This window comes from Sorangium sp. So ce204 (assembly GCF_051526795.1).
GTDB classification, from domain to species: Bacteria; Myxococcota_A; Polyangia; order Polyangiales; family Polyangiaceae; genus Sorangium; species Sorangium cellulosum_B.
On sequence record NZ_CP150317.1, the window covers coordinates 12,183,508 to 12,209,989 of the forward strand.

Sequence of the window (26,482 nt, forward strand, 5' to 3'; positions counted from 1 at the left end):
GACCGGCGCAGGAACACATCGCATGCGGGGGATCGCCGGAACGTGGGCGCAGGTGCCCGAGATCATCGATTCGAACTGGGCCATTCCGGCCACGGCCCGCGGACGAGCCCCGCGCCCGCGCTGCGCCGCCGCCCGCGCCCGCGCGCCGCTCGTCGCTGTGTGCGCTGCGCTCGCGGCCCTGTCCGTGGCCTGCGGCGGCGGCCAGACGCAGGGCGAGGCGTTCGACCCGCGCTGGAAGGACGACGGCGGCGCGGGCATCGCGGCCTTCCAGCGGCGGTTCGCGGGCAGGCGCATCCCTCTCGGCGCCGACGTGGCGGTCGGCGTCGTCGCCGGCGCGGCCGCGCCCGAGCTCGTCGGGGTGCCGCTCGACGGCGGCCCGGCGTGGACCTTCGTGCACCCGCTCGACGCGCGCCCTGCCGTCGCGGGGAGCGTCGTCGTCGGGCTCGGCCGGGGCGAGCTGTTCGCCCTCGACGCGCGCACCGGGGAGCTGCTCTGGAAGCGGCGCGCCGGCGGCAGGCTCCGCGGCGCGGGCGACGACGGAGAGACCACCGTGGTGTCCCTCGTGTCGACCACCGGCACCAGGAGCGTCGTGCTCGCGGTGAGCCGCGAGGGGCTCGTGCTGCGCCAGATCGAGGACTCCGCCGCCATCGGCGTGCCCGCGGTCGTGGGGCGCTACGCGTTCCTGCCCTGGCAGGGGCGTTACGTCACGGTGTTCGACCTGCAGACCGGCGGCGAGGTGGCGCGGGCGCTGCTCCGCACCGAGGTGAGCCACGCCTTCCTGCTCGGCGGGGTGGTCTTCTTCGGCGGCGAGGCGGCGACGCGGTTCGACGCCTCGATCGGGCTCGGCGCGGCCGGGCGCGCGTCGACCGCGCGGCTGCCGGCGCGCGAGCTGCCCGGGGCGCCGGTCTGGATGACCGCAGGGACCGAGGTGCTCGCGCTGGCCGCCTCGGCCGAGGACAGGGCGCGGCTCTACGCCCGCCCTCGCGCGGCCGGCCCGCCGGGCATCGAGGCGGAGCGCTACGTGGCGACGTACTACCGGGCCGCGGTCGGCCTCGACGCGCGCTCCGGCGCGCTCGCCTGGGCCCACGCCGGCGAGGCCGACTTCCTCGGCGGCGCCGCCTACGCGGGCGGCTTCGCGCTGTGCGACGCGCGCGGCGGGATCACGTTCCTCGAAGCGCAGCGCGGGGCCGTGGCGGGGCGCGCGTCGCTCGGCCGGCCGATCCAGGCGTGTGTGGTGCAGGCCGACGGGCTCACCGTCGCGGCGGCCCCCTCGAGGCCCGCGGAGGCCGCAGCGGCCGGCACGAGGCCGGTGGACGCCGCGATGGCCGGCGCGAGGCGTTCAGGAGCAGGTGAATGAAGCCAAGAGCCGTCATCGCACGCTCTCGGTCCGAGGACACCCCGGCCGACTTGATCCACCGTCGGAGGAGCACGTAGCCTCGACCGCACCCCTCGGGTGCAATACTTCGCGGCGAGCTGGAAGCGCTCTCCACCAGCGACAGCAAAGATTCGAATCACCATGTCCGACGAGCTTGACGCGGTACGCTATGCAGGGAAATGGCGTCTACACTTCGAGAAAAAGGCGGATCACAACAAGGCCGAGGCGTTGATCTGCTTCACCGCCGTCGTTGCATGCACGCTGGTGGCGCCGATATTTGTCATGCTCGGAGAGGGGTTCTGGCTGAGCAAACTGACGCCGTCGCTGCTCTCGCTGCTGGCAGCGGGAATGACGACATGGCTCCAGCTGAGGAAGCCTCAGCAGCTCTGGGCGCTGTACCGCACGTGTCAGCGGCGTATCGAGGATCTGCAGGCGGCGCATTCGTTCGGATTCGCAGGCTTCGAAAGGGCGGCCGACCGCGATCGCCTGCTCGCCAAGCGGGTCGCCGAGATCGTGATGTTCTCCCATGAGCAATGGGTCCCCTTGGTGCCAAGCCCGGAGAACATCGGTGCGCTCACGGAGTCGAGGCTTCGAAGAGCTCCGGACTCCGAGGATGGTAACGTGTAGATAGATCGTCGCGGTTGCGCGACCTCGTCGAGCCCGACGAGCTCCGGCTTCGAGCCGGAGCCGGGGCCTGCGCCGAGGAGCTCCTGCGCTGGTTCTCCTCCGCGCGCCGTGTCTATTGCGGTGCCTCTCGCTCCGGCTGCACGATGCATTGCGTGGCGAAGGCGCAGCACGACACGGAGGCGCGGGACGAGGGCCGGGGAGGCGCGGACGCAAGCGCGGAGGTCGACGTCGGGCCGATCGACGTGCTCGTGGTCGTGGCGCTCCAGGACGAGCTCGAGGGGGTGCTCGCGCAGGGCGATGGCGGCGCCGCGGGGTGGCGCGAGCTGCGGGACCTCGGCGGCTTCCGCTACTACCGGCGCGCCTTTCCGAGCGCCCACGGCGGGTCGCTCGCGGTGGCCGCGGCGTGGATCGGCGAGGCGGGCCAGCGCACGGCGGCGATCCGGGGGCATCAGCTCGTCTCCGAGCTCGATCCTGCGTGCCTCGCGATGTGCGGCATCTGCGCGGGCGACCCCCGCAAGGTGGCGCTCGGCGACGTGATCGTGGCCGACCGGCTCTACAGCTTCGACGAGGGCAAGCGCGTCGCGCCGCCGGGCAAGGAGGCGGAGCTCCTCCACGACCTGCGCACGTTCGATCTCGCGGCCACGTGGAAGATGGACGCCGCCTTCCTCGCGCGCGAGCTCGACCTCGCGGCGCTCTCCCGCGAGCGCCCGCCCTCCCGGGAAGCCCAGCAGCGGTGGCTGCTCGACGCGCTCCACGCGCACGAGGCGGAGGGCGGGCCCTCGCCGGTCTCGCACCCCGACCGGAGGCGCGCCTGTCCGGGGTGGACGGCGCGGCTCAAGGAGGCCGTGAAGGACGGGCTCGCCGCGATGAAGGGCGGCGCGCTGCGCCTCACCGAGGCGGGGCGGGAGAAGGCGCTGGAGGAGCGGCTGCTCCACCCGGACGGTCCGCCGGCCGATCCGCCGCTCTGCGTGCACGTCGGCGCCGTCGCCACGCTCACGGCGGTGGCGCAGGACCCGGGCGTCTGGGGCGACCTCCAGCGCGTTGTGCGGGGCACGCTGGGCCTGGAGATGGAGGGCGCGGCGATCGGCGACCTCGCGGGCCGCTGCCAGAAGCGGTCGATCTTCGTGAAGGCGGTGAGCGATCACGCCGACCTCGCCAAGGACGACGGCTTCCGCGCGTTCGCGTGCCGCGCCTCGGCGGCGGTGCTTGTCGCGTTCCTGCAGAAGCACCTCGAGCCGGCGCCGCGGCCGGAGCGCGAGCTGCCGGGGCGGCACGGGCCGGCTGGAGAGGTGGATTGCACCTGGGGAGACGGCGAGCGCGGCGAGCGCGCGTTCGAGGAGCGGCACGACGGCTTCCTCCAGCGGATCGAGCGCGTGGCGCTCCTGCGCGCGCCCGGCGCGACCGTCACGAGGCACCGGACGCCGCCGCCGTTCGCGGGCGTGCTCGAGGTGGCGGCGCGGGACGGAGCGCTCGTCGACCTGCGGGTGATCGGCGCGCTCGACCAGTCGATCACGGAGGAGCTCGTCGCGCGCTACGTGACCGAGGTGGAGCGCCCGTTCCGGGAGCAGGATCCGCTGCTGCGATCGACGCTGATCCACACGGGCCCGAAGGCGCCGCCGGAGCTCGTCCAGCGCGCGTGGCGTCGCGGCGTCGTGCTGAAGAGCTTCTCCGAATACCAGGGGCTCATCGATTTCGGCCGGTACCTCGAACGACAGACGGACCGGCTCGAGGCGGACCCGATCTACCCGCCGTGGCTCTACGTGGAGCAGCCGGCGGTGGTGAGCCTCGGCGACCGAGAAAAGAGCGCGACCGAGAGCGCGCTCGCATCGCTGTGGGAGCTGCTCGACGCGCCCCGCCGGCGCTTCGTGCTGGTGCTCGGCGACTTCGGCGCGGGCAAGACGTTCCTCTTGCATGAGCTCGCGCGGCGGATGGCGAGAGAGAAGCACCCGCTCGTGCCGGTGCTCATCGAGATGAGCCGGCTCGAGAAGCAGCGCTCGCTGAGCGTGCTCGTCGCGCAGCACTTCGCGCTCGCGGACGAGCCGATCGACCCGCGCGCCTTCGGCTACATGCTGGCCGAGGGGCGGATCGCGCTGCTCTTCGACGGCTTCGACGAGCTCGCCCTGCGGCTGACGTACGACCGGGTGCTCGAGCACTTCGAGACCGTGATGCAGGCGGCCGAGGGGATCGCGAAGGTCGTGGTGACCAGCCGGACGCAGCACTTCCTCGATGACCGGCAGATCGAGCAGGAGCTCGCCCGGCGGGCGGAGCAGGTGCAGGGCTACCGGCTCGTGCAGCTGGAGGGGTTCGGGCAGCCGCAGATCCGGCGGTTCCTCGGCAACCTGATCCCCGAGCCCGCGGAGGCCGAGGCCCGGTACAGGCTGCTCCACGAGGTCAGCGATCTGCTCGGGCTCTCGGAGAACCCGCGCATGCTCGGGTTCATCGCGAAGATCGAGGAGAGAAAGCTCCTCGAAGCCAAGGAGGGGACGGGCGAGATCACCGCGGCCAAGCTGTACGAGCTGCTCGTGGAGCAGTGGCTCGACCACGAGCACCGGCGCGCCAACCCGCGGGGAGCGCCGCGCGGCATCTCGCGCGAGGCGCTCCGGGGCGCGATGACCGAGCTCGCGCGGCTGCTGTGGGACCGGCGGGCGCGCGCGGTCGGGATCGCCGAGCTGCCGGAGAGCCTCGTGAAGGGCGTACAGCCGAAGGACGGGCCGCCGCTGGAGCGGGCGATGGTCGAGTTCCTGATCGGCTCGGGATCGCTGCTCGTGCGGGACGCGGAGGGCGCCTTCTCGTTCGTCCACCGCTCGGTCCTGGAGTGGCTCGTGGCCGAGGCGGCGGCGCGGGAGGTGCAGGACACAGGGGACAGCGCGGCGCTCGCGGCCGACGAGATGAGCGAGCTGATGGTGGACTTCTTCGTGTCGCTCGCGGGGCGCGAGCAGGCGGCGGCGTGGGCGGCGCGGGTGCTGCACGGGGCGGCCAAGAGGCATGCGAAGGACAACGGGCTGCGGATCGTGCGCTTGCTGGAGAAGAGCGAGCAGGGGGCGGCGGTCGTCGGGGAGGACGAGATCGAGGTGGTCGAGGGCGTGAACCTGGCCGGCCAGGACCTGAGCGGGCAGAACCTCAACCGCGCGGATCTCCGGAGCGCCAATCTGGCGAGGGCCAACCTCGCGAACGCGGCGCTGGTCGAGGCCAGGCTGGCCGGCGCCTCGCTCCTCTCGGCGCGGCTTGGACGGGCGGATCTGCGCAACGCTTCGCTGATGGGCGCCGATCTCCGGGGCGCGGACCTGTCGTTCGCTCGCCTCGTGGACGCGGATTTGACCGGCGCCGATCTCGCCGGGGCGACGCTGCGCGGCGCCAAGCTGGTCGGCGCCCGGGGGGTGGCCGTCGCGTCGCTCGTGGCGGAAGGGGCGGCGCCACCTCGGCCTTCCGGGGCTGACCTGATGTGGATACCGGTGTCATCGTGCAATGCGGTGGCCTGGAATCCCTCGGGAGATCTCCTCGCGACGGGCCATGGCGACGGCTCGGTCCGGCTCTGGGATGTGGTCTCCGGGCGAGCCATCCGGGGGATAGCCGGACACCTCGGTCCGGTGAACAGCGTGGCGTTCAGCCCCGATGGCCGGACGCTGGCCTCGGGGTCGGATGACTCGAGCGTGATGTTGTGGAAGGTCGAGAGCGGGCGAGCCCTCCGCGTCTTCGAGGGCCATGGCGTCGGGGTGAGGAGCGTCGTGTTCAGCGCTGACGGCCGGACGCTGGCCTCGGGGGCGGGGCGTGCAATGCGCCTGTGGAAGGTCGAGAGCGGGCACGTCCTGCGCGTCTTCGAGGGTCATGGCAACTGGGTGAACAGCGTCGTGTTCAGCCCTGATGGCCGGACGCTCGCTTCGGCGTCGGATGACATGACCGTGAGGTTGTGGGAGGTCGAGAGCGGCCGATCCCTCCGTGTCTTCGAGGGCCACGGCCTGATGGTGACGAGCGTGGCGTTCAGGCCTGATGGCCGGACGCTTGCTTCGGGGTCGCGTGACATGACCGTGAGGTTGTGGGAGGTCGAGAGCGGGCGAGCCCTCCGCGTCCTCGAGGGCCATGGCGCCCGGGTGAACAGCGTTGTCTTCAGTCCTGACGGCCGGACGCTGGCCTCGGGGTCGAATGATACATCCGTGAGGTTGTGGGAGGTCGACAGCGGGCAGGTCCTCCGCGTCTTCGAGAGCCACAGCCATGACGTGATGAGCGTGGCGTTCAGCCCTGATGGCCGGACGCTGGCCCTGGAGCCGAATGATACGACCGTGAGGTTGTGGGAGGTCGACAGCGGTCGAGTCCTTCGCACCCTGGGGGGACATCACAAGGTGGTGACGAGCGTCGCGTTCAGCCCCGGCGGCCGGACGCTGGCCTCGGGGTCGCATGACACGAACGTGAGGTTGTGGGAGGTCGAGAGCGGTCGAGTCCTCCGCGTCTTCGAGAGCCACAGCCATCACGTGGTGAGCGTGGCGTTCAGCCCTGACGGCCGGACGCTGGCCTCGGGGTCGCATGACACGAACGTGAGGTTGTGGGAGGTCGAGGGCGGGCGAGCCCTGAGCACCCTGGGCGGTCATGGCAAGGCGGTGACGAGCGTTGTATTCAGCCCTGATGGCCGGATGCTGGCCTCGGGGTCGCATGACACGACCGTGAGGTTGTGGGAGGTCGAGAGCGGGCGAGCCCTCCGCGTCTTCGAGGGCCATGGCAAGGCGGCGACGAGCGTGGTGTTCAGCCCTGACGGCCGGACGCTGGCCTCGGGGTCGAATGACACGACAACGAAATTGTGGGAGGTCGAGAGCGGCCGAGTCCTCCGCTCCTTCGGGGGTCATGGCAAGGTGGTGACGAGCGTGGCGTTCAGCCCCGATGGCCGGACGCTGGCCTCGGGGTCGAATGACACGACCGTGAGGTTGTGGGAGGTCGAGAGCGGGCGAGCCCTCCGTGTCTTCGAGGACCACGGCAAGGGGGCGACGAGCGTGGCGTTCAGCCCTGACGGCCGAACGCTGGCCTCGGGTTCGTACGATACGATCGTGAGGTTGTGGGAGGCCGGAAGCGGTCGATTCCTCGGCGCTCTCAGGGGCCACACTGCCGCCGTGGCGAGCGTCACCTTCAGCCCTGACGGCGCGCTCCTCGCTTCTGCCTCGACCGACGGCACCCTCCGCCTCTGGCGGGTCGCCACCGGCCGATGTCTCGCGATCCTCCTGCCCTGCGCCGAGGGATGGGCCGCCTTCACCCCCGACGGTCGTTACAGGTTCGGCGGCGACATCGCAGGTTCCTTCTGGCACGTGATCGGCCTCTGCCGCTTCGAGCCCGGCGAGCTCGATCCCTACCTGCCGAACCCCCTCCGCCTCCCCGACGACGCGCCCCTCATCGCGCTCCGGCCCGCCGGAACGCCGCCCGGGAGCGGCACCGTATAGGCGGACCGCGCCCGAGCCCACGTCAAGCTACGTCGTAGCGAGCCGACCGTCGCCTCGGAGCTCGCCGACCTGGCTGTGCTCGTAGAAATCGACGAGCGCTTGTCCGCCGCGGCCGAGGCCCGCCTGGGCGTTGATGTAGGGCACCGCATCTCGGATCGCCTTCATCGTCAGCTCGATGTTCTTCTGCGTCCCGACCACGAGGGCGGTGTGGTGCTCCACCGCTCGCTCGGGCTGCGTCAAATAGCGGAAGAGCTCCTGGATGCGCGGGATCTGGATGCGGCCGCGCGTGCCGAACGTGTCGACGCCTTCTTCGCTCACCCGGCCCACCCCGCCGTAAAGGAACACGCTGCCTTCGCGCGCGTTGGTGCAGGGCCTCAGAAAGGCGCAGGTGCCCGCCTTGAGCTCGCCGTCGACGGCGCCCCAGGTGTTCTCCGCGCCGATGTCGGCCTGGGTGGCCAGGATCTCCTGGCGGGTGATGCGGGCGCCGGGGCGCATCACGCTCTTGGCCCAGACGCCGCAGTGGAAGAGATCCACCTCCTCGCGCTCGTCATCGTACATGTTGTTCCAGTCGCCCAGCAGCGGCACGAGCCCGGAAGCACACTGCAGCATGTACATCCCCATCCAGCCCGCGATGTCGGTCTCGCAGGCGGCGGGGATGAGCTTGTCCGAGAGCATGCTCATGCAGGTGCAGGGCATCACGCCCACCTCTCCGCCGATCTGGTACTTCTGCATCTCCGTCCAGCAGCGCACCGCGATGCCATCGAGGTCGTTCTCTTTCACGAAGCGATCGAAGACGACGCCCATCCGGGCGATCGCCTCCAGCGAGGCGCGCGGAACGTCAGCCGCCGCGATGTAGCCGGAGACGGCCTCCAGCTGAGCGGACAGCTCGCGCGGCGAGACCTTGCGCATCTGTCGATCGAGCGCGATGAGCTCCAGGCCGACCGTGCTCAGGCCCATGTGCCCCAGGAGCTCGGTGGAGACGTTGGTGACCGTCTGGAACGCGTCGGGCCCCGAGCCCACCAGCCCGAGGCGCACGCCGCGGCCCCGGCGACGGAACTTCGATGCCAGGACGCAGCTCGCGTAGAAGGCGTGGAGATCGTCCGCGAAGGCGGCCGAGCTCACGGCTTCGCAATGCCTGGACGTGAGGGTGTACGGGTACCCGATGTGGCGGAGCGCGTTGGCGGCCGAAAAGCGCCCGCACGCCCCGTCCCGCCGGCCCTTCTGTCCCATGCGTCCCAGGCCGCGCACGTCAGGCTCGGTGTGCAGCAGCACCGGCACGTCGAGGTCGGCCAGCCGCAGGAAGTCCCGGATCCCGTTCTCGTCGGAGAAGTTGTACATCGAGCAGATGACGCCGATGGCCCCGCCGCCGTCGGGAGCGCGGCGGTACTGCTGGGCGACGCCCGCGGCCGCGCGCGCGTCGGCGTAGGTCTCGACGTTGCCGAGATCGACGTAGCGCACGCGCTGTCCGAGCACATGGCCCACGGCCGATCGGGTGGCTTTCGCTCCCTCCTCCGCGAACTCCGTCGGAAAGAAGCCCCGGTTGCCCATGAAGCCCAAGATCACCGGTTCACTCTGTGCCATTGCTGTCTCCTGGAGCAGGCGGGCTTGAGCCAGAATGGCCTTGCCGCTCCAGCCCGTCGGTGAACGTCAAGGTCGTCGTCGCATCGGCGCCCACGTACGCTGTGAGCGCCTCCTTGCCAGGGCGTACACCTCACCCGGGCGGAGCTCGAACGAGACCCCCGCCAGCGCGTTGACGCCGCTCGCTGAACGATTGTTCGATCGGGTGGATCCGTAGATCGCTGCCATGGCCCCCTCGCGCGCGAGGGACCGCGACCACCGACCGCTTATTCGGCTTCAATACTATGCATGTCCGTGCTAGCGTCAACAGCTAATCCGAATTAGCTAAACAGAGCGCGCGTTTGAACGATCCCCCCGACCCCGACCCGCCGCACGTGCCCGGCCTGCGTCCGGTCCGTATGAAGGACATCGCCGAACAGCTGGGGTTGTCCCAGACGACGGTGTCTCACGTCCTGACGGGCAAGCACGCGAAGTTCCGCATCAGCGCCGCCACGGTGGAGCGGGTCTGGGCGCTGGCCCAGAAGCTGGGGTACCGGACCAACGCCATGGCCCAGGCGTTCCGGGAGCAAAAATCGTACGCGATCTCGCTCGCCGTCGAGGACCTGGCGAACCCGTTCTGGGCCGGGATAGCCGTCGGCGCCGAGCGCGAGGCCGAGCTCCATGGCTACACGCTCGTGGTGAGCCACCTGGCCGGCAACGCGGGGCGCCAGCGTCGCGCGCTGCAGCTCGTGCACGAGTCCCGGGTGGATGGGCTCATCGTGTCCCCGGTTTCAGGAGGGGATTGTGATCTCATCGAGGCGCACAAGCAGGGACTTCCCTTCGTGCAGATCGACCGGGCGGTCCCGGACCTCGACGTGGCGTGCGTGCGCACCGATCACGCCGCCGGCTCCGTGCTGGCGCTCCGCCACCTGCTGAGGCACAAGGATCGGTCGCTCGTCTACATCGGCGGCCCGCTCGACATCCCGACCTACCGAGTTCGTCTCGACGGGTTCCAGGCGGAGTTGACGCGGAGCGGCGTCACGGCGGCGGCCATCGAGGAGTTGAAGGAGGCCACCCCGGAAGCGGCCGAGACGCGCATGGTCGAGCTTCTCCAGCGGCTGCGTGGACCTCTGGCCGTCTACGCGGCGAATTTCTGGAGCACTGTCGGGACCCTGCGGGCCATCCGCGCCGCCGGCCTCTCCGTGCCCGACGAGATCGAGGTCGTCGGATTCGACGACATCCTGATGGCCGATCTCCTGCGCTATCCCGTCGCGACCGTCGATCAGGACGTCGGCGCGATAGGGCGCGAAGCGGTCCGGCTGCTCCTCGAAATGCTGGCCGGCGCCAAGGTCACGCGAGAGGTCCTGCTCCCCCCTCGCCTCACCGCGCGAACATCGGAGGTGCCGCGCGGCGAGCGGCGAGCTCGCGCGCGGACACGGAGAGCCGACCGCTCGTGACCACCCACCACATCGATCGGTTTTCTGGCGGGAAGGTTCCGTGGGGGCGAACCGTAGGCATCCGCGGAGATTCGCGGAGGGCGTGACACGGATTGCAGTCCCTCGGACGGCATGTGCCCGACCTGGGGCGAACTGCGCAGGGAGATCAGATTCATGCGACAGTCCTATGTTGCTCTTGCAAGAGTGTTGTGTGTCGTGTCGGCGGCCCTGGCGGTCTCGGCCTGTGGAGGCGACGAGGGCGCTTCTTCCGATCGGGCTCCTGACATCGATCGCTCCGACACGGGAGCGCTGCTGGAGGACGCCGCCGACGCCCTGCCGTCCGGCGCGGGCTCGCCCGGTGACGAAGGAGCCCCCGGAGGCGGCGCGAGCGCGGCCTGCCAGCTGCCCGACGGTCCGCGCTCGTTCGATGAGCTCAAGGGCCCGCCGGGGAGCCTGGCGGCCGATTGCGTTCCCACGTGGACCGAGGAGCAGCTGAGCTCCGGGTTCGCCGCGATCCGCGACAGCCGGCTGCTCACCGTGCCGGAGCAACCCGGGTTTCTGCGGCGGATCCCCTGGCTCGCGGCCGACAACGGCTGCGAGGAGCGGGCCGAGGCGGCGGTCCACTTCTTCCACCAATGGGACTATCCGACGCCCTACTTCGCCAGGGTCAAGGCAAAGCCGCGCAAGCGGCTGGTCTTCCAGACAGCCAACGAGCCGTCCGGAAGCGTGACGTGGTCCGGCCACGTCGCGCCCGTGGTCCGGGTCGGTGGGCAGCTCATGATCCTGGACGCCGCCATCGATCCGTCGCGGCCCCTCCCGATCGCGGAGTGGCTCTCTCAATTCAGCGTCGCCGACGACATCGACGTCGCGTTGTGCCGCGACCACGCCCTGGGGGAGGGGTGCTTCGACGCTGCGCCCGTGGAGCCGCCGCCGCCCAACCTGAACCCCTATGGCAGCATGCACACGCGGCTCCTGACCGAATGGCGAGTTCAGGAGATCCTCGGGCGCGATCCGTACCGGGTCCTCGGCGCCTGTCCGCCGTGGGGCCCCTGCGCCGAGCCGGAGCCCACGCCCGATCCGGGCCTCCCGCCGACCGTCCGGCGCTTTGCGTCGGACCAGTTCGACAGCCCCGTCTGGTATCCCATCTACATCATCGGGGACAATTTCGTCGAAGGCTGGACGACCGTGCGCATCACCGGAAACGGCATCGACGAGCTCGCGCCCATCGACGCCTGCAACATCCGCAGGATCCTGATCACCCAGGAGTATCCGCCCGGCGACTATCAGGTGACGGTGTCGAACGGAGAGCTCGCGAGTCAGCCGATGGTCCTTCATATTCAGTGACTCGGCGTCGCTCCACTCGAGAGTGAAGAGCTCTTCCGCACATGACCGAGCACCGGCGCGGCCCTCGAGCCTGTTCTGGCTTGATGTTCCCGGCGAGCTCGAAGATCGGCGCGTACATCGCGTACATCGCCGCGGCGAGGGCGATCACCCCAGGGAAGAAGGCGAGCACCACCATGGCGCGGCGGAGAGCGAGCGCTCGAAGCGGAGGCCATCGCCCTTCATCCGCGCACCGCTCCAGGGCCGGGAACGTCCACGGCAGCGCGTGAAACCGCCGGCGCTGGGCGCTGGCCCCTCCGCTTCGGTGCCGCCTGCCCACCTGGACGCCGCTGCTGGCCAGGGGTGTGACCGAAAATTCCATCCGGAACGATGCGTCCGCCTTGACTTCATGGACAAAGGTGATCTACGGTACTGTTCTAGTTAACAAATTGGCGTGCGGCCAGCTCCCGCGGGTTTGAACGGACGACCGCGGCAGCGTTCGAGCACGCCGGAACAGGAGGAGGTCATCCTTATGCGTGGGATCATGCTGCCCATCGGGGCTATCGGTCTGTCTTTGCTTGTCGTGATCACCGCTTGTCATGCGCCTTCCGGCGCGGGCGACGACGGCTCGGAGGCTGTCGCGTCGTCCAATCAGGCCCTGACCCACGACTGGAGCCTCTCGTTCCGCGAGCCTTACAGCTGGATCATTCCTCAGCGGGTCGCGGTCGACGGATCGGGCAACTCCATCATGGTCGGGTGGTACGGCGGCTCGGCGGACTTCGGCGGTACCACGTTCTTCAGCGCGGGCTTCTCTGCTGGCTATGTGGCAGCGTTCAGCAGCGCGGGCAGCCACCTCTGGAGCAAGAGCTTCGATTTTGCGGATGTCCGCGGCGTCGCCACGGACAGCTCGGGCAACGTGGTCATCACGGGAGTGATGGGGGACGACGGCGACTTCGGCGGCGGAACGGTGACCAACAGCGCTGCCCCGGGCAGCAGCCTGTACGTCGCGAAATACAGCTCGTCTGGCACCCACATCTGGAGCTACAGCTACGGCAGCGGGCCTGTCGCGGTCGGCAATGAGATCGCGATCGACTCCTCGGACAATGTCATCGTCGTCGGTCAATACGACGGCAACCTCACGATCGGCAGCAACTCCAATTCCCTGTCATGGGGCGGCTCGGTCCTGGCGAAGTTCGACAGCTCGGGGACCCCTGTCTTTGCCAGGTTCTTCGAGCACTCAGGCGCCAGCTCATACATCTCCAGCTCGGGCGTCGCCGTCGATCTCAACGACGACAGCTTCGCGGTCACGGGCTCGTTCATCACGACGGCGGACTTTGGCGGCGGCACGCTGACCAGCAACACCGGGGGCACGGGCTGGGACGCATTTGTCGCGAAATTCGATAGCAGCGGCACGGAGCTCTGGAGCCAATCCTTCGGCAACGGCGACTCATCCGGTCTGCACGTCGTCGTCGACTCGTCGGGGAACCCCATCGTGGCCGGCCAGTATGATGGAACCATCGACTTTGGCAGCAACACGCCCACGCTGACGAGCGGGGGGACCGTCTCTACCTTCGTCACGCAGTTCGACAGCAGCGGAACGGACGTCTGGACCAAGGGCTTCATCGACGCGCACACGTGGAATCACGGCCTTGCGACGAACAGCTCCGACGACGTGATACTCACCGGAAACGTCTGGAGCAGCGTCAATTTTGGCGGGGGGGCGTTGACCCCTGGATCGTGGGCTGACGTCTTTGTCGCGCAGTGGGATACGACCGGAACGTATGTCGACAGCGTGCTTTATACCGGTGGCTCAGCTCAGGTCGCTGTCGCCGTCGCAGTGGACAGCTCGGACAACACGATCCTCCTCGGGCAGCACGGGGGGAACGTCAGCTCCGTGGATTTTGGCGGAGGCCCGTTGTCATACCAGAGCGACGGTACCGGCGAGCTGGACGTGTTCCTCGCCCACATGTCCCCCTGACGAGACATCGTAGCAGGCTCGCCTGCGGCGCTCGTCCATCGGCTCCTCACTGGCCGCAGCCACGCAGCTAGCGGGGCTTCGTGTCCTTGTCCTCCGGGTCGACCGCGATGCGGAACCCCGGGTCTTCCGGCGTGGGCCCGGCGGGCCGCGCCTCGGGCCCCTCGGCCTCCCCGCGGCCCTCGGCCTCCCCGCGGTGCTCGGAGCGCTCGTCCCGCGGGGGCGCCTGCGCCGGGCCCTTGCTCAGCTCGGCGCCGATCCGGCCGACCACGTTCGTCGCGGCCCGGACGAGCTCGCGCCCGGCGTCGTCGATCGCCTTGCCGACGTTCGTGCTGTCGAGGTCCTTGCGCAGGTCCACGGCCGTCTTGCGCGCCGCGCGCCAGAGCAGGCTCAGCCCCTGCTTGAGATCCTCCCTGGGGTCGTCTCGATCGGGGTCCGAGCTCATCGCGCCTCCTTGGCTTCGGTCTCGCCGAGGAGGCTTATGTTCCCGCCGCGCCTGCGCCGCAAGCGGCGCGCAGACCTCAGGCGGCCGTCTTCGGCTTGCTCGTGGGATCGACGTCCGGCGGGCGCCTCGGCTTGCTCCGAGGCTCCGCCTCGCCGGGCGCCTTCCCCGGCGCCTGCGCGGCGGCCGCGGCGCGCTTCCCGGCGGACGGCGCGCCGTCCTGCCCCGGGGCCGCCGGCGCGCCGCCTGCGCCGCCCGTCACGGCCGGCCTGCGCTGCGGCGCGGGCGCCCCTGCCGCGGGCCTCGCCGCCGCAGCCCTGGCCGCCGCGGCCGTCGCCGCGGGCCGCGCCGTCGCGGGCGCCGCGGACCGCGCCGTCGCGGGCGCCGCGTGCCTCGCCGCGGCGGGCGCCTCTGCCGCGTGCCTCGCGGTGGCCGCCGCCTCCGCCGTCTGCTTCGCCGTGGCGGCCACCTCCGCCGCCTGCTTCGCCGGAGCGCCCGCCTCCGCCGCGGGCGGATGCGCGCTGTTCGAGCGCACCGCCGGCGACCACGCCGTGGAGCGGTTCCGGCCCGACCGCTTCGACACGTAGAGCGACTCGTCCGCGGCCTTGAAGAGCTCCTCCCACGTGCTGCCCGCCTCGGGGTAGGTGGCGATCCCGATCGAGCAGGTCACCTGGCACTGCACCGGCCCGCTGCTCCCGGCCGCGTGGAACGTCGTCCGGCCGAGCTCCTCGCGCACGCGCTCCGCGAGCAGCATCGCGCCGCGCGCGTCCGTCTCCTCGCAGATCACGACGAACTCCTCGCCGCCGAAGCGCGCGACCGCGTCGGTCGTCCGCTTCGCGCGCCGGAGGACGTCGCCGAGCCCCTTGATGATCACGTCGCCCACGTCGTGGCCGTACGTGTCGTTCACCTTCTTGAAGTGGTCGATGTCCGTGACGAGCACCGAGAGCCGCCGCGAGAACCGCCGCGCCGCGGTGATCTTCTGGTCCGCCACCTCGAGCATCGCGCGCTTGTTGAGCAGCCCGGTGAGCCCGTCCATCGTCGCGAGCTCCTCGAGGCGCCGCACCATGCGCGCGTTCGAGAGCGACACGGCCATGTGGCTGGCGAGCACCTCGAGCGTGCTGCGCACCGAGTCGGTGAAGGCCGCGCGCCGCCGCGAGCCGAGCACCAGCGTGCCGAGCGGCCGGTCGTGCACGACGAGCGGGAGCACGATGATCGACGGCATCGACGGCGGCGTGACGCGGCGGGTGAAGACGACCTGCCGCTTCTCGTCGTACTCGCCGCGGTACGGCAGCGGGTGCCGGTTCTGCAGCACCATCGAGACGAGCCCCGCGTTGTGGCGGAAGCGCTGCCCGGTGAGCTCGGCGACGCCGTCGCCGCTGACGGCGCGGATCTCGTGGACCTTCTGCGCCTCGTCGTACAGCGTGACGGCCGCGAAATCGACGGACGTGATCTCGCGGGCGCTCGTGACGCCGGCCTCGATGACGCCGGCCTCGGTCGTGGCGGCGCCGAGCCCCTCGGCGGCGCGGTAGAGCTTGCCCTGCTCGATCTTCGCGCGCTCGAGCTGGACGAAGACGCGCTCGTTCTGGATGGCCCGCACGGCGTAGCGGCACGCCTCGTCGATGAGCTCGAGCTCGCGCGGCGAGAACGGCCGGTCCTCGACGCGGTCGACGACGAGCACGCCGCGGAGCTGGCCGTGCTCGAACACCGGCAGCGCGCACACGGCGCGCACCGGGGAGGGGCCGACGTAGTAGGGGAGCTTGTAGCCGGGCTTGAGGCCCCCGAGGACGACCGGCGCGCGCTGGGTGATCGCCGCGCCGAAGACGCCGTCGCCGGAGAGGAACGGGCCCTCGGAGAGGTTCGGGGCGTCGCTCGCGAGCTCGCTGATGCGCAGGTGCGTGCCGGCGTCGTTCTGCCAGAGGAGCACGGCGGTGTAGAGGTCGAGCGACTCGCGCAGGAGGCGCAGGGCGAAGAGCACCGACTGGTGGATCTCCTCGACGCCGGAGCGGGCGAGCCGCTCGTCGTCGCCCTTCTGGGGCGCGCCCGCGCCGCGCGCCTGGGCCGGGGCCGAGAGCAGGCGGTAGCTGCGCGCGTCGTCGCGGAGCCGCTCGATCTCGGCCTGGAGGCGGGTGTGGGAGGCCTTCCTGACGCGGCCGAGCTCCGCGCGGAGGATGGTGGCGTTCAGCAGCGAGAAGACGGCCATGAAGCCGATGTGCGGCGCGGCCGCGCGCGCGGCGTCGAGCAAGGGCAGCGCGCCGCGCCGAGCCGCGGCCGAGCGGACGGCGATCTCGAGGGCGGCGGCGGCGATCGCGACGAGGAGCGACGCCCCTGGGCGGGCGAACGCGCTCACGAGGGCGATGACGACGTAGAGGGCGGCGTGGGCGTCGCCGTCGAGCGAGCCGTCGAGGCGGAGGACGGCGGCGAACGTGGCGACGAGGAGCAGGGCGCCGACCTCGAGGTCGAGCAGGGCGCTCGCCTCGATGGCGGCGGCGCGCCGCCGCGCCCGCTGGACGAGCGCCACGAGCAGCACGAGCAGCGCGGTCGCGGCCGCGAGCGGCGGGAGCGGCGCGGCCGCGTCGAGGACAACGAGCGCCCCGAGGGCCAGCGCGCAGGCGAGCGGCGCCGCGTTGCGCGCGATACGGCGGGCGGTGAGCACGGCGAGCACGAGGTTGGCCATCGGCTCGGATGCCGGTACCAGAGGTCGATCCCCCGGGCCCAGTTCTCTGCCGGCGCAGAGAGGAGGCCGAACAGTGGGGGGAAAGGGGGGAGAGCGGGGGCGAGGGTGTGACCTGGAATCATGGAGGGAGGAGAGTTGAGGGGCCTGGCCCGGATGCGCGGAGGCGGGGCAATGATCCTTGTCGCCACGTGTGCGGCTCGACGAGCGGCAGCGGGCACCGTGAACGACCTTGAGGGCGCAGCTGAGCTACCCCACGGACCGTGGACGGTTGATACGAGCGGAGCGCGAGATCGACCGGGGTTGGTCGGCCTTTGCGAGGCACGGCGCAGGAGCGTGACAATTGTGTGGCGGCCAACTGATTTCTGGACGGACACCGGGAGGTCAGCGATAGAGTAACGGATCGTGTCTCAGCGTCAGTTCAGCACCGAGATCAGGGGCGGTGACAGGTTCGGGGCTGTCGCTCAGGCGTCCGCTCATACGACAGGGACGACCGAGGGAGCACGAGGCGAGCAGCCGAGCTCGGCCGAATGCTCCTTGCGAGACTCATGGCACCAGATGGAGACGCTGAATGGCGTCGACACGGCGAAGGCGCGCCGTGGCTCCGGGGTGGCCCATGGCCTGCGCTTCACGTTGCTCTACCACCCGGACCTGCGCCGGATCGGCGCGCGGGCAACCACGGTGGCTGTCCCTGGGTACGCGGTGCCCCTTTCCCGCCTCGAGCCCGAGTTCGCGCAGCCGCGCAGCCAGGAGTGCGCGCCGCTCTGCGACCCTCATGTGAGCCGGAAACCTCACCTTGTGACGTGGGGCGCGGACGAGTCGCTGACCATCACGCCCGCGGGGCGGGGACAGCTGTCTGTCGATGGGCAGCCCATCGACGAGACCCACCGGTTTTCTCCTGAGGCCCTGCGCGCGGGGCTGCTGTTGCAGCTCGCCAGGAGGATCGTGATTCTCGTCCATACGGTGACCGCCGCGCCCCCAGCGCCGAGATACGGGCTCGTCGGCGAGAGCGACGCCCTCGAGGTGGTCCTCCGATCGATCGCGCGCGTGGCCGATCTGCAAGTCCCCGTCCTTCTTCGGGGGGAGACCGGCGCTGGCAAGGAGCGCGTCGCGCAGGCCGTCCACCAGGCGAGCCCGCGAGCAGGTCGCCCCTGGCTCGCGGTGAACATGGCCGTGCTTGCCCCGACCACCGCGGCCGCGGAGCTGTTCGGCTACGCGAAAGGGGCCTTCACGGGCGCTCACCAGCGCCACGTCGGCCTGTTCGAGCGTGCGCACGGCGGGACGCTCTTCCTCGATGAGATCGGCGACATGTCGATGGATGTCCAGGCGATGCTGCTCCGGGCGCTCGAGACCGGCACGATCCTGCCGCTCGGCGACACCGAGCAGCGCGCGGCGGATGTCAGGGTCATCGCGGCGACCGACGTCGACCTGGAGCAAGCCGTCGCGCAAGGCAGGTTTCGCGCGCCGCTGCTCCATCGGCTACAGGGCTATACCATCACCATTCCTCCGCTCCGCCACAGCCGCGAGGACATTCCCCGCCTGCTGCTCCATTCTCTGCGCGAGGAGCTCGCGCGCGTCGGAGATCTGGGCCGGCTGGAGTCGACCGCGGACGCCGCACTGCCGTGGTTTCCTCGATCCCTGATGGTGCGGCTGCTCCAGCACAGCTGGCCCGGCAATGTGCGCCAGCTCCGGAACGTCGCGCGGCAGCTGGTGATCTCCAGCCGCGGCGCCGACGCCATCGTCATCGATGAGAGCCTGGAGCGGATGCTGGAGCAGGCGCGTCAGACACCGCGGCCCCCGTCGGATGCACCGCGCCTTGCCGAGAGGCGAGATGCGGACGCCTCCACGGCCAATCCAGCGGACCACCCCGTGGACCGGGAGGTCGGCGAGGACGCCTTGCTCAGGGCGCTTCGGCAGACCCACTGGTCGATCGGACCCGCGGCGGCGATGCTCGGCGTCTCCCGCACCGCCCTCTACCGTCTCATCGAGCGAAGCCCTCACGTCCGCAAGGCGGCGGACATCCCGGAGGACGAGCTGATGCGCTGCCACGACGCGTGCGGCGGAGATCTCGACGCCATGTCGGCGCGTCTCGAGGTGTCGAAGCGGGGGCTGACGCTGCGCCTGCGGGAATTCGTCGTCACACGACAGCGGCGCGAGAGGTGACTCCGCCAGCCTGAGCGCGGGGCCGGACGGTTCGCGGACGGTTCGCGGACTGTCTGGAGCCACCGAAGGCGAAGCACGGGCGGCGCTCAGCCGCGCTGGATCGCTGGAATCCCGGGCCACATCGACATGGCACGTCGGCTGCTTTGAGATGAGCGTGGGGCACGCTCGCGTCCGCTGGCCCTCGTGTACGGTGTGCGCGAGCCACTGCCGCGAGCTCCGCCTCGAGCGAGAGCGGCGGTCCGCGGCACGTCGATGATGTTCCTGCGCATCAGCCTGGATGAGGAGAATTCTTGTGATGAATGATGACAGGTAACCGATTACGGGTCGGATCGCATTCCTGAGCAATCTCGGACACTTGCGAGCACGTCAAGCGTTGTTCTCATAAGCCCGCTCGGTCTTGCAAGTGCGCGAAATTGTTGCGATTATCGATCCGACCCGTGAACGGTTACGAGAGAACATACTTCTATGCCACCTGCCGCTCCCGGAAAAAGCGACGCTAGTGCAGCAATTCATCCATGCATCGAAGGGGCCACCTTCACTCCACAGCCTGCGGCGCCCTTGACACCAACAGCAATCAAATCGAGCTCAAATCCTGCTCTCAGAGCGCAGATCTACGACGACTTCGACCGAATCAATCAGCGAGATTCCGGCACAATATGCGGTTGACAACACGATCGATACTGCACATGGTAACAACACCTTCCAATTACGGAAGCAATTACGAAGGGTGAATGTCATGCCGAACATCGAAGAGATCATCGCAGCGGTTTCCGACGAGGACGTCCAGGATGCGCGCGCCAGCGTCTCCGCCATGGCCAACGAGATCGGGAGCGCGAGGCTCCGCATGATCGCGTACGACGACCTGGCCTCGTCTGACGACATCTGATCTCGTGGCGGAAACAGCCCTCTCCGGAGGGCTGTTTCCGCCCATTAATACAACACAAAAGGTACCACACATGCTTCACCTTGTCGGATTCCGCGACATCATCAAGACCATCGCGACGCTTGCCCGCCCGTACCACGGCGGCGATCTCAAGGACCTGTGGCAGCTGAAGGTCGCCTTGGGCCGCTTCCTGGACAACTGTCAGCCAGACGTCCCGCACATCCCGTTCAGCAAGATCCTCGTGTCCGAAAACTCGCGTGAGGAAGCGCTGGTCAAGAGCTACCAGACGACTGCGATCCTTGATGATCGGGATCAGTCTTCCATGCTCGGGAGCCCCTACTCGGTAAAGGAACGGCAGCGAGCCGAGACCGCGCTCGAGGCCGCCATCGGCGCCATGAAGAGTCATCACCCGGAGCTCTCCGCGCTCTTCGAGCTTGTGATTCACAGCATCTTTCTCAGAAAATCCTCCGGCGCCGGCGGGGGATCGACGTCGAATGCTGTCGGTGTCATCTGGGTCAATTGCCGCGACGACTGGTCGCGTCAGGACTTTGAAGAGCTCTTGATCCACGAGCTGACGCATAATCTCGTCTTCCTCGACGAGCTCCGCCATCTTCACTTCGCAGACTACAAGCTCATCGCTCAACCGCAGAACTACGCGCGCTCGGCCATCCTCGCGACTCAGCGCCCACTCGACAAGGTCTTTCACAGTATCATCGTTGCAGTCGAGCTGATCCACGCGCGCCGCAACTTCCTGGGAGAGCCGTCCTCTCCAAAGGTCCATCCTCCCACGGAGAGGATGGTGGAATGTACGCTGGCCGCTCTCGACTCCATCTACGCCTCGCCAAACGTGACCGCACTGCTGACCAAGCGAGGTCATTATCTCATGGAGGCCTGCCGCGACAACCTCGCTCAGCTCGCGCGCGATCGAGGTGCGGCCACCCAGGTGCTTGCGCCGCAAACCTCGCCGCAGCCCATGGCGGCAGCCTAGCGGCGAGCCGTCGTGGACGCGAGCTCAGGCTCTGGCTGGCACGAAGGTTCCCTTCGGCGGGCTGGTATGCTACCCTGCCCCAGCCAGTGTCCGGCCCGCTGTGTCCAAGCAGGCATCGGCATCGGCGCTCACACCTACAGGTGGCAGTGATGCGGCCCTTCCGTAGATTCATGCAGGCTCTTTCCGGCGGGCGGTTTCGGCTCTCGCTGCTGTTGCTCGTGGTGCAGCAGCTCATTGTCGCGTCATCAACGTTCTTCATCGCGCACCTCGCGGCGACGGTGGCGAACGGACGGATTGATGTTGCTGCGGCTCTCGCGTTCGTGATGGCGCTCGTCCTCGTCTACATCCCTGCCTCCGCCAGCCAGGTGCTCCTCGAGGGCGCCAAGATCGACGCGCTCGACAGCTTCACGACGAGGTTCCGCCAGTCCCATTTCGCCAGAGGCCGCGGGGCGCCAGGCGAGGAGCATGCGCAAATACAGGTGTTCGCGGCTGAGAGCTCTACGGTGCTCCGACTCACCCTCGACTATGGGTATGATCTTGTCGCGGTTCTGCTGAATACATTCCTCTCCGTGATAGCGCTTGCGCTCGTGACGTCGACGGATCTCTTGTTCGCCTATGTCGTGAGCGCGCTTTTCGTGCTCCTCGTTGTCCGGCTCCGGTCCGGCGCCATCCTCCGGTCGTCAGAGGCCTCGCAACAGCAGAGCATGGCGCTGCAGTCAGAGCTCTTCGCCGGCTGGGACAGTATCATCATCGGCAACGCTTATAACTTGTCTTTGTGGGAGCGGCGCTACCACGAGCGCGTCCGAGGCGCGCGGCGCGCAGCGGAAAAAGCCTCGCTGGTCCAGCAGACGGTGTCGTCTGGGGCGATGGTGGCCGGCCTGGCCCCGATCCTCGGATTCCTGGCGTTCGATGCCTGGCGGCTCAGCTCCGACGTCGGCGCGATGGCCGTCCTGGTCGCGACGCTGCCACGCCAGGTACAGACGATTCAACATCTTCATGTCATCGTATCCCATGCTGCCGCCTACCAGGACGTCACGCAGCGTCTTCTCACGCTGTTCGCGTCACTCGAGGTGCCCGCACAGGATTTCGCCAAGCGAGTCCGGGCCGAAGCCATCGACGTTCATCATGAGGGGACGGTCAGGCGCTTCTCGAGCGCCGACAGCCTGGTGTCTTACGTGGCCGAGCTCCCAGCCGCACGGGTGACGCTACGCGGCCAGAACGGTGCGGGGAAATCTTCGATTCTCTACCTTCTGCGCGGGACGCGGTCGAGTCTCTTGATTCCGGCGAGTCATTCCCTGGTGTTCCACCAGACGGCGTCGGGCGGCCTCTCCACCGGTCAGAAGACGCTCGCGGAGGTGGAGGAAGCTGCCGAAACCGACGTGAGCATGCTGCTCCTGGACGAATGGGACGCGAACCTGGACGATGACAACCGCGCTCGCGTGTCCGATCTCGTCGATCACATCGCCAAGACAAAGCTCGTCGTGGAGGTCCGACACGGGGGGAGAGCCTGAGGGCAGTGGGTATCTCTGTATCTTCGCGCTTCGACGCTCGCCCGCCGGTCCGCATTCGCGGCCGGTCCGCTGCCCGAGAACGCGAAGGGCCCGATGCTCCTCTATCCAGAACGCCCGGACGAATCCTCGAGCACAATCCAGGCGCTCGTCCTAACTGCTGCGTGAACGCTCATGATTGTGCTCCCCGCATTGCTTACGCTCCAATCTGGCTGGCTACCCACCCTGACCGCTGCGCGAGCCGCAACTCCGCCGGTCATCGATGGTCGACTCGTTGAGACCGAATGGCAGAACGCGCCGTCGACCGATAGCTTCACTCAGAAGCGCCCTTTCGAGGGCCAGAAACCGACCGAACGCACCACGGTGCGCGTCCTGTACGACGATGATGCGGTGTACGTCGGCATCGCCTGCGCGCAGGAGAGCGCGCCGGTGGTCGCGCGCCTCGCGCGGCGTGACCGGCAGGTGGAGTCCGATTCAGTCACGGTCGGGCTCGATACGCGGATGGACGGCAAGACTGCGTTCGAGTTCACCGTCAACGCCGCGGGTGTCCTCTCGGACGGAGTGTACGCCAACGACACTGATTTCTCATCAGACTGGGATGGGCTCTGGGACGCGCGCACCGCAATCACGCCTGGCGGGTGGTCGGCGGAGCTCCGTATCCCGCTGCAGGCGTTGCGGTACGAGTCGGACCGGGTGCAGCGCTGGGGTCTTCAGGTCCGCCGCTACCTGTCGGCGCGCCGGGAGCTCGACGAATGGGCATTTGCCCCGGCAACCCGCGCCGGGGAGGTATCGCATTACGGTCGGCTCGAGGGGATGTCGAGGTTGCATCATCGGGAAAGCCTCGACTTCTTCCCGTTCGCGATCGCGCGACTGCGCCGGGATGCCACCTCGGGCAGCGTGGTCCCGGACGTCTCCGCGGGCTTCGACCTGCGGTGGCGCGTGACCCCTCAGCTCACGTGGAATGTTACGCTGAATCCCGATTTCGGCCATATCGAGGCAGACCCCGCCGTGCTCAACCTGGACTCATTCGAGACGTTGCGCACCGAGAAGCGCCTCTTCTTCGTCGAGGGCGCCGATATCTTCAATACACCGCTCAACCTGTTTTATACGCGGCGCATAGGTGGCATTCCCGCCGAACCAGCGTTGATCGATGAGGCGCCCCACCATGAAGAGCTCGCGCAGACCCCGGCACCCGCGACCATCCTGGGTGCTGCGAAGCTCGTCGGCAAGATCGGCAGGCACCTCTCGCTCGGACAGCTCGTCGCGATCACGGACCAGGAGACAATCGCGGTTCGACGCGCTGACGGCAGCCTCGCGCACCGCGTGGCGGAGCCGCTCACCGGGTTCACGGTGCTTCGGCTCGCGAGCGATCTTGGCGCTGGGTGGCAGGTCGGCGGGATCGCGATGTCCACCCACCGGGCGGAGTCGACGGGCAGCTATCCGCGCGCGCCCTCAGACGGGGGCTCGCCTGGGCTCCAGCGCTGCCCCGGCGGGGAGGAGGTACGGGCCGGACAGCGCTGCTTCCACGATGCGTATGTCGGCGGCGCCGACGCGACCTGGCGGTCACCCTCGGGTGACTACGTGGCATCCGGGCAGGTCGGTGCATCGGTGATTCACGAGGGCCCGCCGCGCACCATGCCGGACGGCACGATCATTGCGTCGGGAGACGTCTCTCCCGCGGGTCGCGTGCTTGTCGCCAAAAAGGGGGGAAATTGGCTCTGGGAAGTCAAGTACGAGAGCCGGGGCCGCAGGGTCGACTATAATGATCTCGGCTACATGCAACGCCAGAACCATCAGATTGGCGTCGCGACGCTTCGATATCGCTCGCTGACACCTTGGTGGACGACCCTGAACACGAACACGGAGGTAAGCTTCTTCGATCACGAGACGCTCGACTTCTTGAATCTCCAACGGGGAGCTTTCGTGGAGTCAACGTGGACGCTGAAGAACTTTTGGGAGCTCTTCCTCAATGTCACATACAGCGCGCCCCGGTTCGACGACCGCGAGGTCGGTGACGGGACCGCCCTCCAGCGCGGCGGCTTCTGCAGTGTGTCCGCGGCCGTCTCGACCGACCCCCGGAAGCCCGTTCGGGGCGAGCTGTCCTCGTGGGTCGATGTCCTCGAGGATGGCATGAGCTGGAACGCAGAGGCGGCCGTGACATTCCTGCCTCTTCCGCAGCTCGAGTTCTCGTTCTCGCCTACCGCGTTCTACACCTCCGGGGAGCAGCGCTACTTTGCGACCGAGCGCGGCGCCCATCTGTTCGGCGAACTTCGGGCGCAGAGCCTGGGGCTCACCCTGCGAGGAGCCTACACCCTCACGCCGCGGCTAAGCTTCGAGGCCTATGCACAAGCGTTCATCGTATCAGAGGCGTACAGTAATTATACCACGTTTCCCGCGGTTCGCTCAGGTCCGCCGCCCCGCATCCGCCTGCGCGATCTAGGCCCTGCTCCAGCGTCGGTCGAAGCGAACCCGGATCACGAGTCCGCTACGCTCATTGCCAACCTGGTGCTTCGCTGGGAATACAGCCTGGGGTCGACGTTCTTCCTCGTTTACACGCACGACCAGAACGGGGGTAGAACACCGCCATCCGGTGAGCCCGCTATGCTGCGCCTGCCGCTGCTCGCGCCGAGAGCGGCCTCGGACGCGCTCCTGCTCAAGATATCGCACTCGTGGCGCTGATTGCCGGGGCCGCCCCCGGCACCGGCGTAAGCGCCCGGCCATCGCCATGGGCACGGCCCCTTGCGGCTCTCGCCGGGGTCGACGATGCTGGGCGCGGGGTGGCGTCATAGTCTTCTGGCAGCATCGCGGATCGAGTCCTCGACACTTCGCCTGATCGTCTTCCAGTCGATATCCCAGTTCATTCGTGGCATCCGTGTCCGCTCGGCGTCGTCGAAGTAGCTGAGAGCGACGAGCACATGGCCAACATCGACCGTCTGGAAGCGTTGTTGATAGAGTCCGATCAGCTCATGGAGCGGACGGTGCTTCGTGCACAGAGCGAAGATGTCCACGAAGTCTTTCTTCGAACCGCGATCGACGATGGCGCTGAGCTTCATGCTGGCGAGATCGTCGAGCGATGCGATGCTGAACTCGCGGGCCTTTCCCAGACCTCGGAGGCGTTTGTACGGATACTGGAGGAAGCTAGTCTGCACGCCTGCAACGGTTCCGTAGAGCGTCCCTTCGGCGATCATGGACGTCGCGAACGGTACCCCAGACATTCTCAATTTTTCCGCGAGCAACAGCGGATCGCCGAGCTGCGCATCTGAGAACCAGTCGAAGTCAATCGAAGACCTATGGCCGAGGCGCAGCGCCAGGGCGGTGCCGCCGCCGAGGTAAAGGCCGCGAGACGTCGCCGGAGGACCGAGCAGATCGAGGGCCTTCCGTTGTGCTGCGGTGAGGATTCCTCGGTGTAGCTTCATGACCGGTCCTCGAAAACCAAATGGAATTCTTCTTGTCGTCCATCCACAAACGAACGCTCTTCTCCGGAAGCTCCAGGATGAGCTGCCAGAACCGGAGTTGACGCGGAGCGAGCGCGCGCCCCCTGGTTTGGGTCAGAAAGTCGCGTAGCGACCCGTCTCCCAGCTCGTCCCTGAGCCACCGCCACGTCGACCAGGAGCCGCGACTGAGGAGCCGTTCGATGATCATCGCGCGGTCGGCTTGCCACGTCAGCTCGTCGAAATCGTACTCCCAGAAGAACGGCCGGAGCAGCTCGGGCAGCTTGTCGTTCGGCGAGCGGCGCGCGCGGCCTCTGGTCGGCAGTGCTTCTCCGCGGGGAGCGGGCCTGGGCTCGGACGTCGGGCGCACGGTACTGGCACCTTACCATGGTTGCGACGTGTTCACGCGAACGGTCGCCAGATCTCCCGCTCTGCTAGATCCTCATCGTTCTCCCGTCTCCCCTCGCTCACCCCGCGACCCCCCACGCCTCGCCGAGGTGGCGGCGGATGCTCGTCCGCCATCCGGCGCGCGGCGAGCTCCTCGTCGGGCGGGACCGCAGCGCGCGTGAGCCCGGCGCCGTGCAGCGTGTCGGCCGCGCCGAGCCGCTCGCGCCGGGCGGAGCGCAGGTGCTCGATGAGCAGGCTGCGGGCGATCGCCACCGCCCAGGGCGCCACGCTCGCACCGC

The 26,482-nt window shown here is 68.8% G+C and carries 16 protein-coding genes and 1 pseudogene; 11 read left to right on the forward strand and 6 right to left on the reverse strand.

Going from position 1 to position 26,482, the window contains the following annotated elements:
* Positions 1 to 22: 22 nt before the first annotated feature.
* The 3 genes from WMF22_RS46135 (at position 23) to WMF22_RS46145 (ending at position 7,422) form a co-directional block, all read left to right on the forward strand.
* Positions 23 to 1,357, forward strand: coding sequence for an outer membrane protein assembly factor BamB family protein (locus WMF22_RS46135; RefSeq protein ID WP_438033880.1), 1,335 nt, complete (start codon positions 23 to 25; stop codon positions 1,355 to 1,357).
* Positions 1,358 to 1,516: 159 nt separating this feature from the next.
* On the forward strand, positions 1,517 to 2,002 hold the full coding sequence (locus WMF22_RS46140) for an SLATT domain-containing protein (RefSeq protein ID WP_437296187.1): 486 nt from the start codon (positions 1,517 to 1,519) through the stop codon (positions 2,000 to 2,002).
* A gap of 14 nt (positions 2,003 to 2,016) precedes the next feature.
* Entirely contained in the window at positions 2,017 to 7,422 is a 5,406-nt protein-coding gene (locus WMF22_RS46145; protein WP_438033881.1) for a pentapeptide repeat-containing protein, read from the forward strand.
* A 27-nt stretch (positions 7,423 to 7,449) separates the two neighbouring features.
* On the opposite strand, the gene WMF22_RS46150 is transcribed toward WMF22_RS46145, so the two are convergent.
* The gene (locus WMF22_RS46150) at positions 7,450 to 9,003 is read right to left on the reverse strand and encodes an L-fucose/L-arabinose isomerase family protein (RefSeq protein WP_437296189.1); all 1,554 of its coding nucleotides are present in this window, start codon (positions 9,001 to 9,003) and stop codon (positions 7,450 to 7,452) included.
* A gap of 338 nt (positions 9,004 to 9,341) precedes the next feature.
* Here WMF22_RS46150 and WMF22_RS46155 point away from each other — a divergent pair, with 338 nt between their 5' ends.
* The 3 genes from WMF22_RS46155 to WMF22_RS46165 all read left to right on the forward strand — a co-directional run bounded on the left by WMF22_RS46155 (position 9,342) and on the right by WMF22_RS46165 (position 13,713).
* Positions 9,342 to 10,436: a LacI family DNA-binding transcriptional regulator gene (locus tag WMF22_RS46155; protein WP_437296190.1), complete on the forward strand. Its 1,095-nt coding sequence runs from the start codon at positions 9,342 to 9,344 to the stop codon at positions 10,434 to 10,436.
* Between the two features lie 195 nt (positions 10,437 to 10,631).
* Positions 10,632 to 11,759, forward strand: a complete 1,128-nt coding sequence (locus WMF22_RS46160; protein ID WP_438033882.1) for a protein-glutamine glutaminase family protein — start codon at positions 10,632 to 10,634, stop codon at positions 11,757 to 11,759.
* 520 nt (positions 11,760 to 12,279) lie between these two features.
* Positions 12,280 to 13,713 (forward strand): hypothetical protein, encoded by a 1,434-nt coding sequence (locus tag WMF22_RS46165; protein ID WP_438033883.1) that lies wholly within the window; start codon positions 12,280 to 12,282, stop codon positions 13,711 to 13,713.
* 67 nt (positions 13,714 to 13,780) lie between these two features.
* Here the strand turns inward: WMF22_RS46165 and WMF22_RS46170 are convergent, their stop codons facing one another.
* Together WMF22_RS46170 and WMF22_RS46175 are read right to left on the reverse strand one after the other, a co-directional pair.
* The gene (locus tag WMF22_RS46170; RefSeq protein ID WP_438033884.1) at positions 13,781 to 14,155 is read right to left on the reverse strand and encodes a hypothetical protein; all 375 of its coding nucleotides are present in this window, start codon (positions 14,153 to 14,155) and stop codon (positions 13,781 to 13,783) included.
* Positions 14,156 to 14,231: 76 nt separating this feature from the next.
* Positions 14,232 to 16,826, reverse strand: coding sequence for a diguanylate cyclase (locus tag WMF22_RS46175; protein ID WP_438033885.1), 2,595 nt, complete (start codon positions 16,824 to 16,826; stop codon positions 14,232 to 14,234).
* Positions 16,827 to 17,381: 555 nt separating this feature from the next.
* Between WMF22_RS46175 and WMF22_RS46180 the strand changes: the two genes are divergently transcribed.
* From WMF22_RS46180 to WMF22_RS46200, 5 genes are all read left to right on the forward strand, one after another.
* The gene (locus tag WMF22_RS46180; protein WP_437296195.1) at positions 17,382 to 18,986 is read left to right on the forward strand and encodes a sigma 54-interacting transcriptional regulator; all 1,605 of its coding nucleotides are present in this window, start codon (positions 17,382 to 17,384) and stop codon (positions 18,984 to 18,986) included.
* 736 nt (positions 18,987 to 19,722) lie between these two features.
* Complete coding sequence (locus WMF22_RS46185) at positions 19,723 to 19,872, forward strand: hypothetical protein (protein WP_437296196.1); 150 nt, start codon at positions 19,723 to 19,725, stop codon at positions 19,870 to 19,872.
* 70 nt (positions 19,873 to 19,942) lie between these two features.
* The gene (locus WMF22_RS46190) at positions 19,943 to 20,857 is read left to right on the forward strand and encodes an aKG-HExxH-type peptide beta-hydroxylase (RefSeq protein ID WP_437296197.1); all 915 of its coding nucleotides are present in this window, start codon (positions 19,943 to 19,945) and stop codon (positions 20,855 to 20,857) included.
* 170 nt (positions 20,858 to 21,027) lie between these two features.
* On the forward strand, positions 21,028 to 22,368 hold the full coding sequence (locus WMF22_RS46195; protein ID WP_438033886.1) for a hypothetical protein: 1,341 nt from the start codon (positions 21,028 to 21,030) through the stop codon (positions 22,366 to 22,368).
* 171 nt (positions 22,369 to 22,539) lie between these two features.
* Positions 22,540 to 25,044 carry a DUF5916 domain-containing protein gene (locus WMF22_RS46200; RefSeq protein ID WP_437296199.1) on the forward strand — a complete coding sequence of 835 codons (2,505 nt, stop codon included), beginning with the start codon at positions 22,540 to 22,542 and terminating at the stop codon, positions 25,042 to 25,044.
* 104 nt (positions 25,045 to 25,148) lie between these two features.
* On the opposite strand, the gene WMF22_RS46205 is transcribed toward WMF22_RS46200, so the two are convergent.
* The 3 genes and pseudogenes from WMF22_RS46205 to WMF22_RS46215 form a co-directional block, all read right to left on the reverse strand.
* Positions 25,149 to 25,781: a nucleotidyl transferase AbiEii/AbiGii toxin family protein gene (locus WMF22_RS46205; protein ID WP_437296200.1), complete on the reverse strand. Its 633-nt coding sequence runs from the start codon at positions 25,779 to 25,781 to the stop codon at positions 25,149 to 25,151.
* A 178-nt stretch (positions 25,782 to 25,959) separates the two neighbouring features.
* A pseudogene (locus WMF22_RS46210) lies at positions 25,960 to 26,166 on the reverse strand (DUF6922 domain-containing protein); the annotation flags it as partial.
* 32 nt (positions 26,167 to 26,198) lie between these two features.
* The gene (locus tag WMF22_RS46215) at positions 26,199 to 26,471 is read right to left on the reverse strand and encodes a hypothetical protein (protein WP_438033887.1); all 273 of its coding nucleotides are present in this window, start codon (positions 26,469 to 26,471) and stop codon (positions 26,199 to 26,201) included.
* Positions 26,472 to 26,482: the final 11 nt, after the last annotated feature.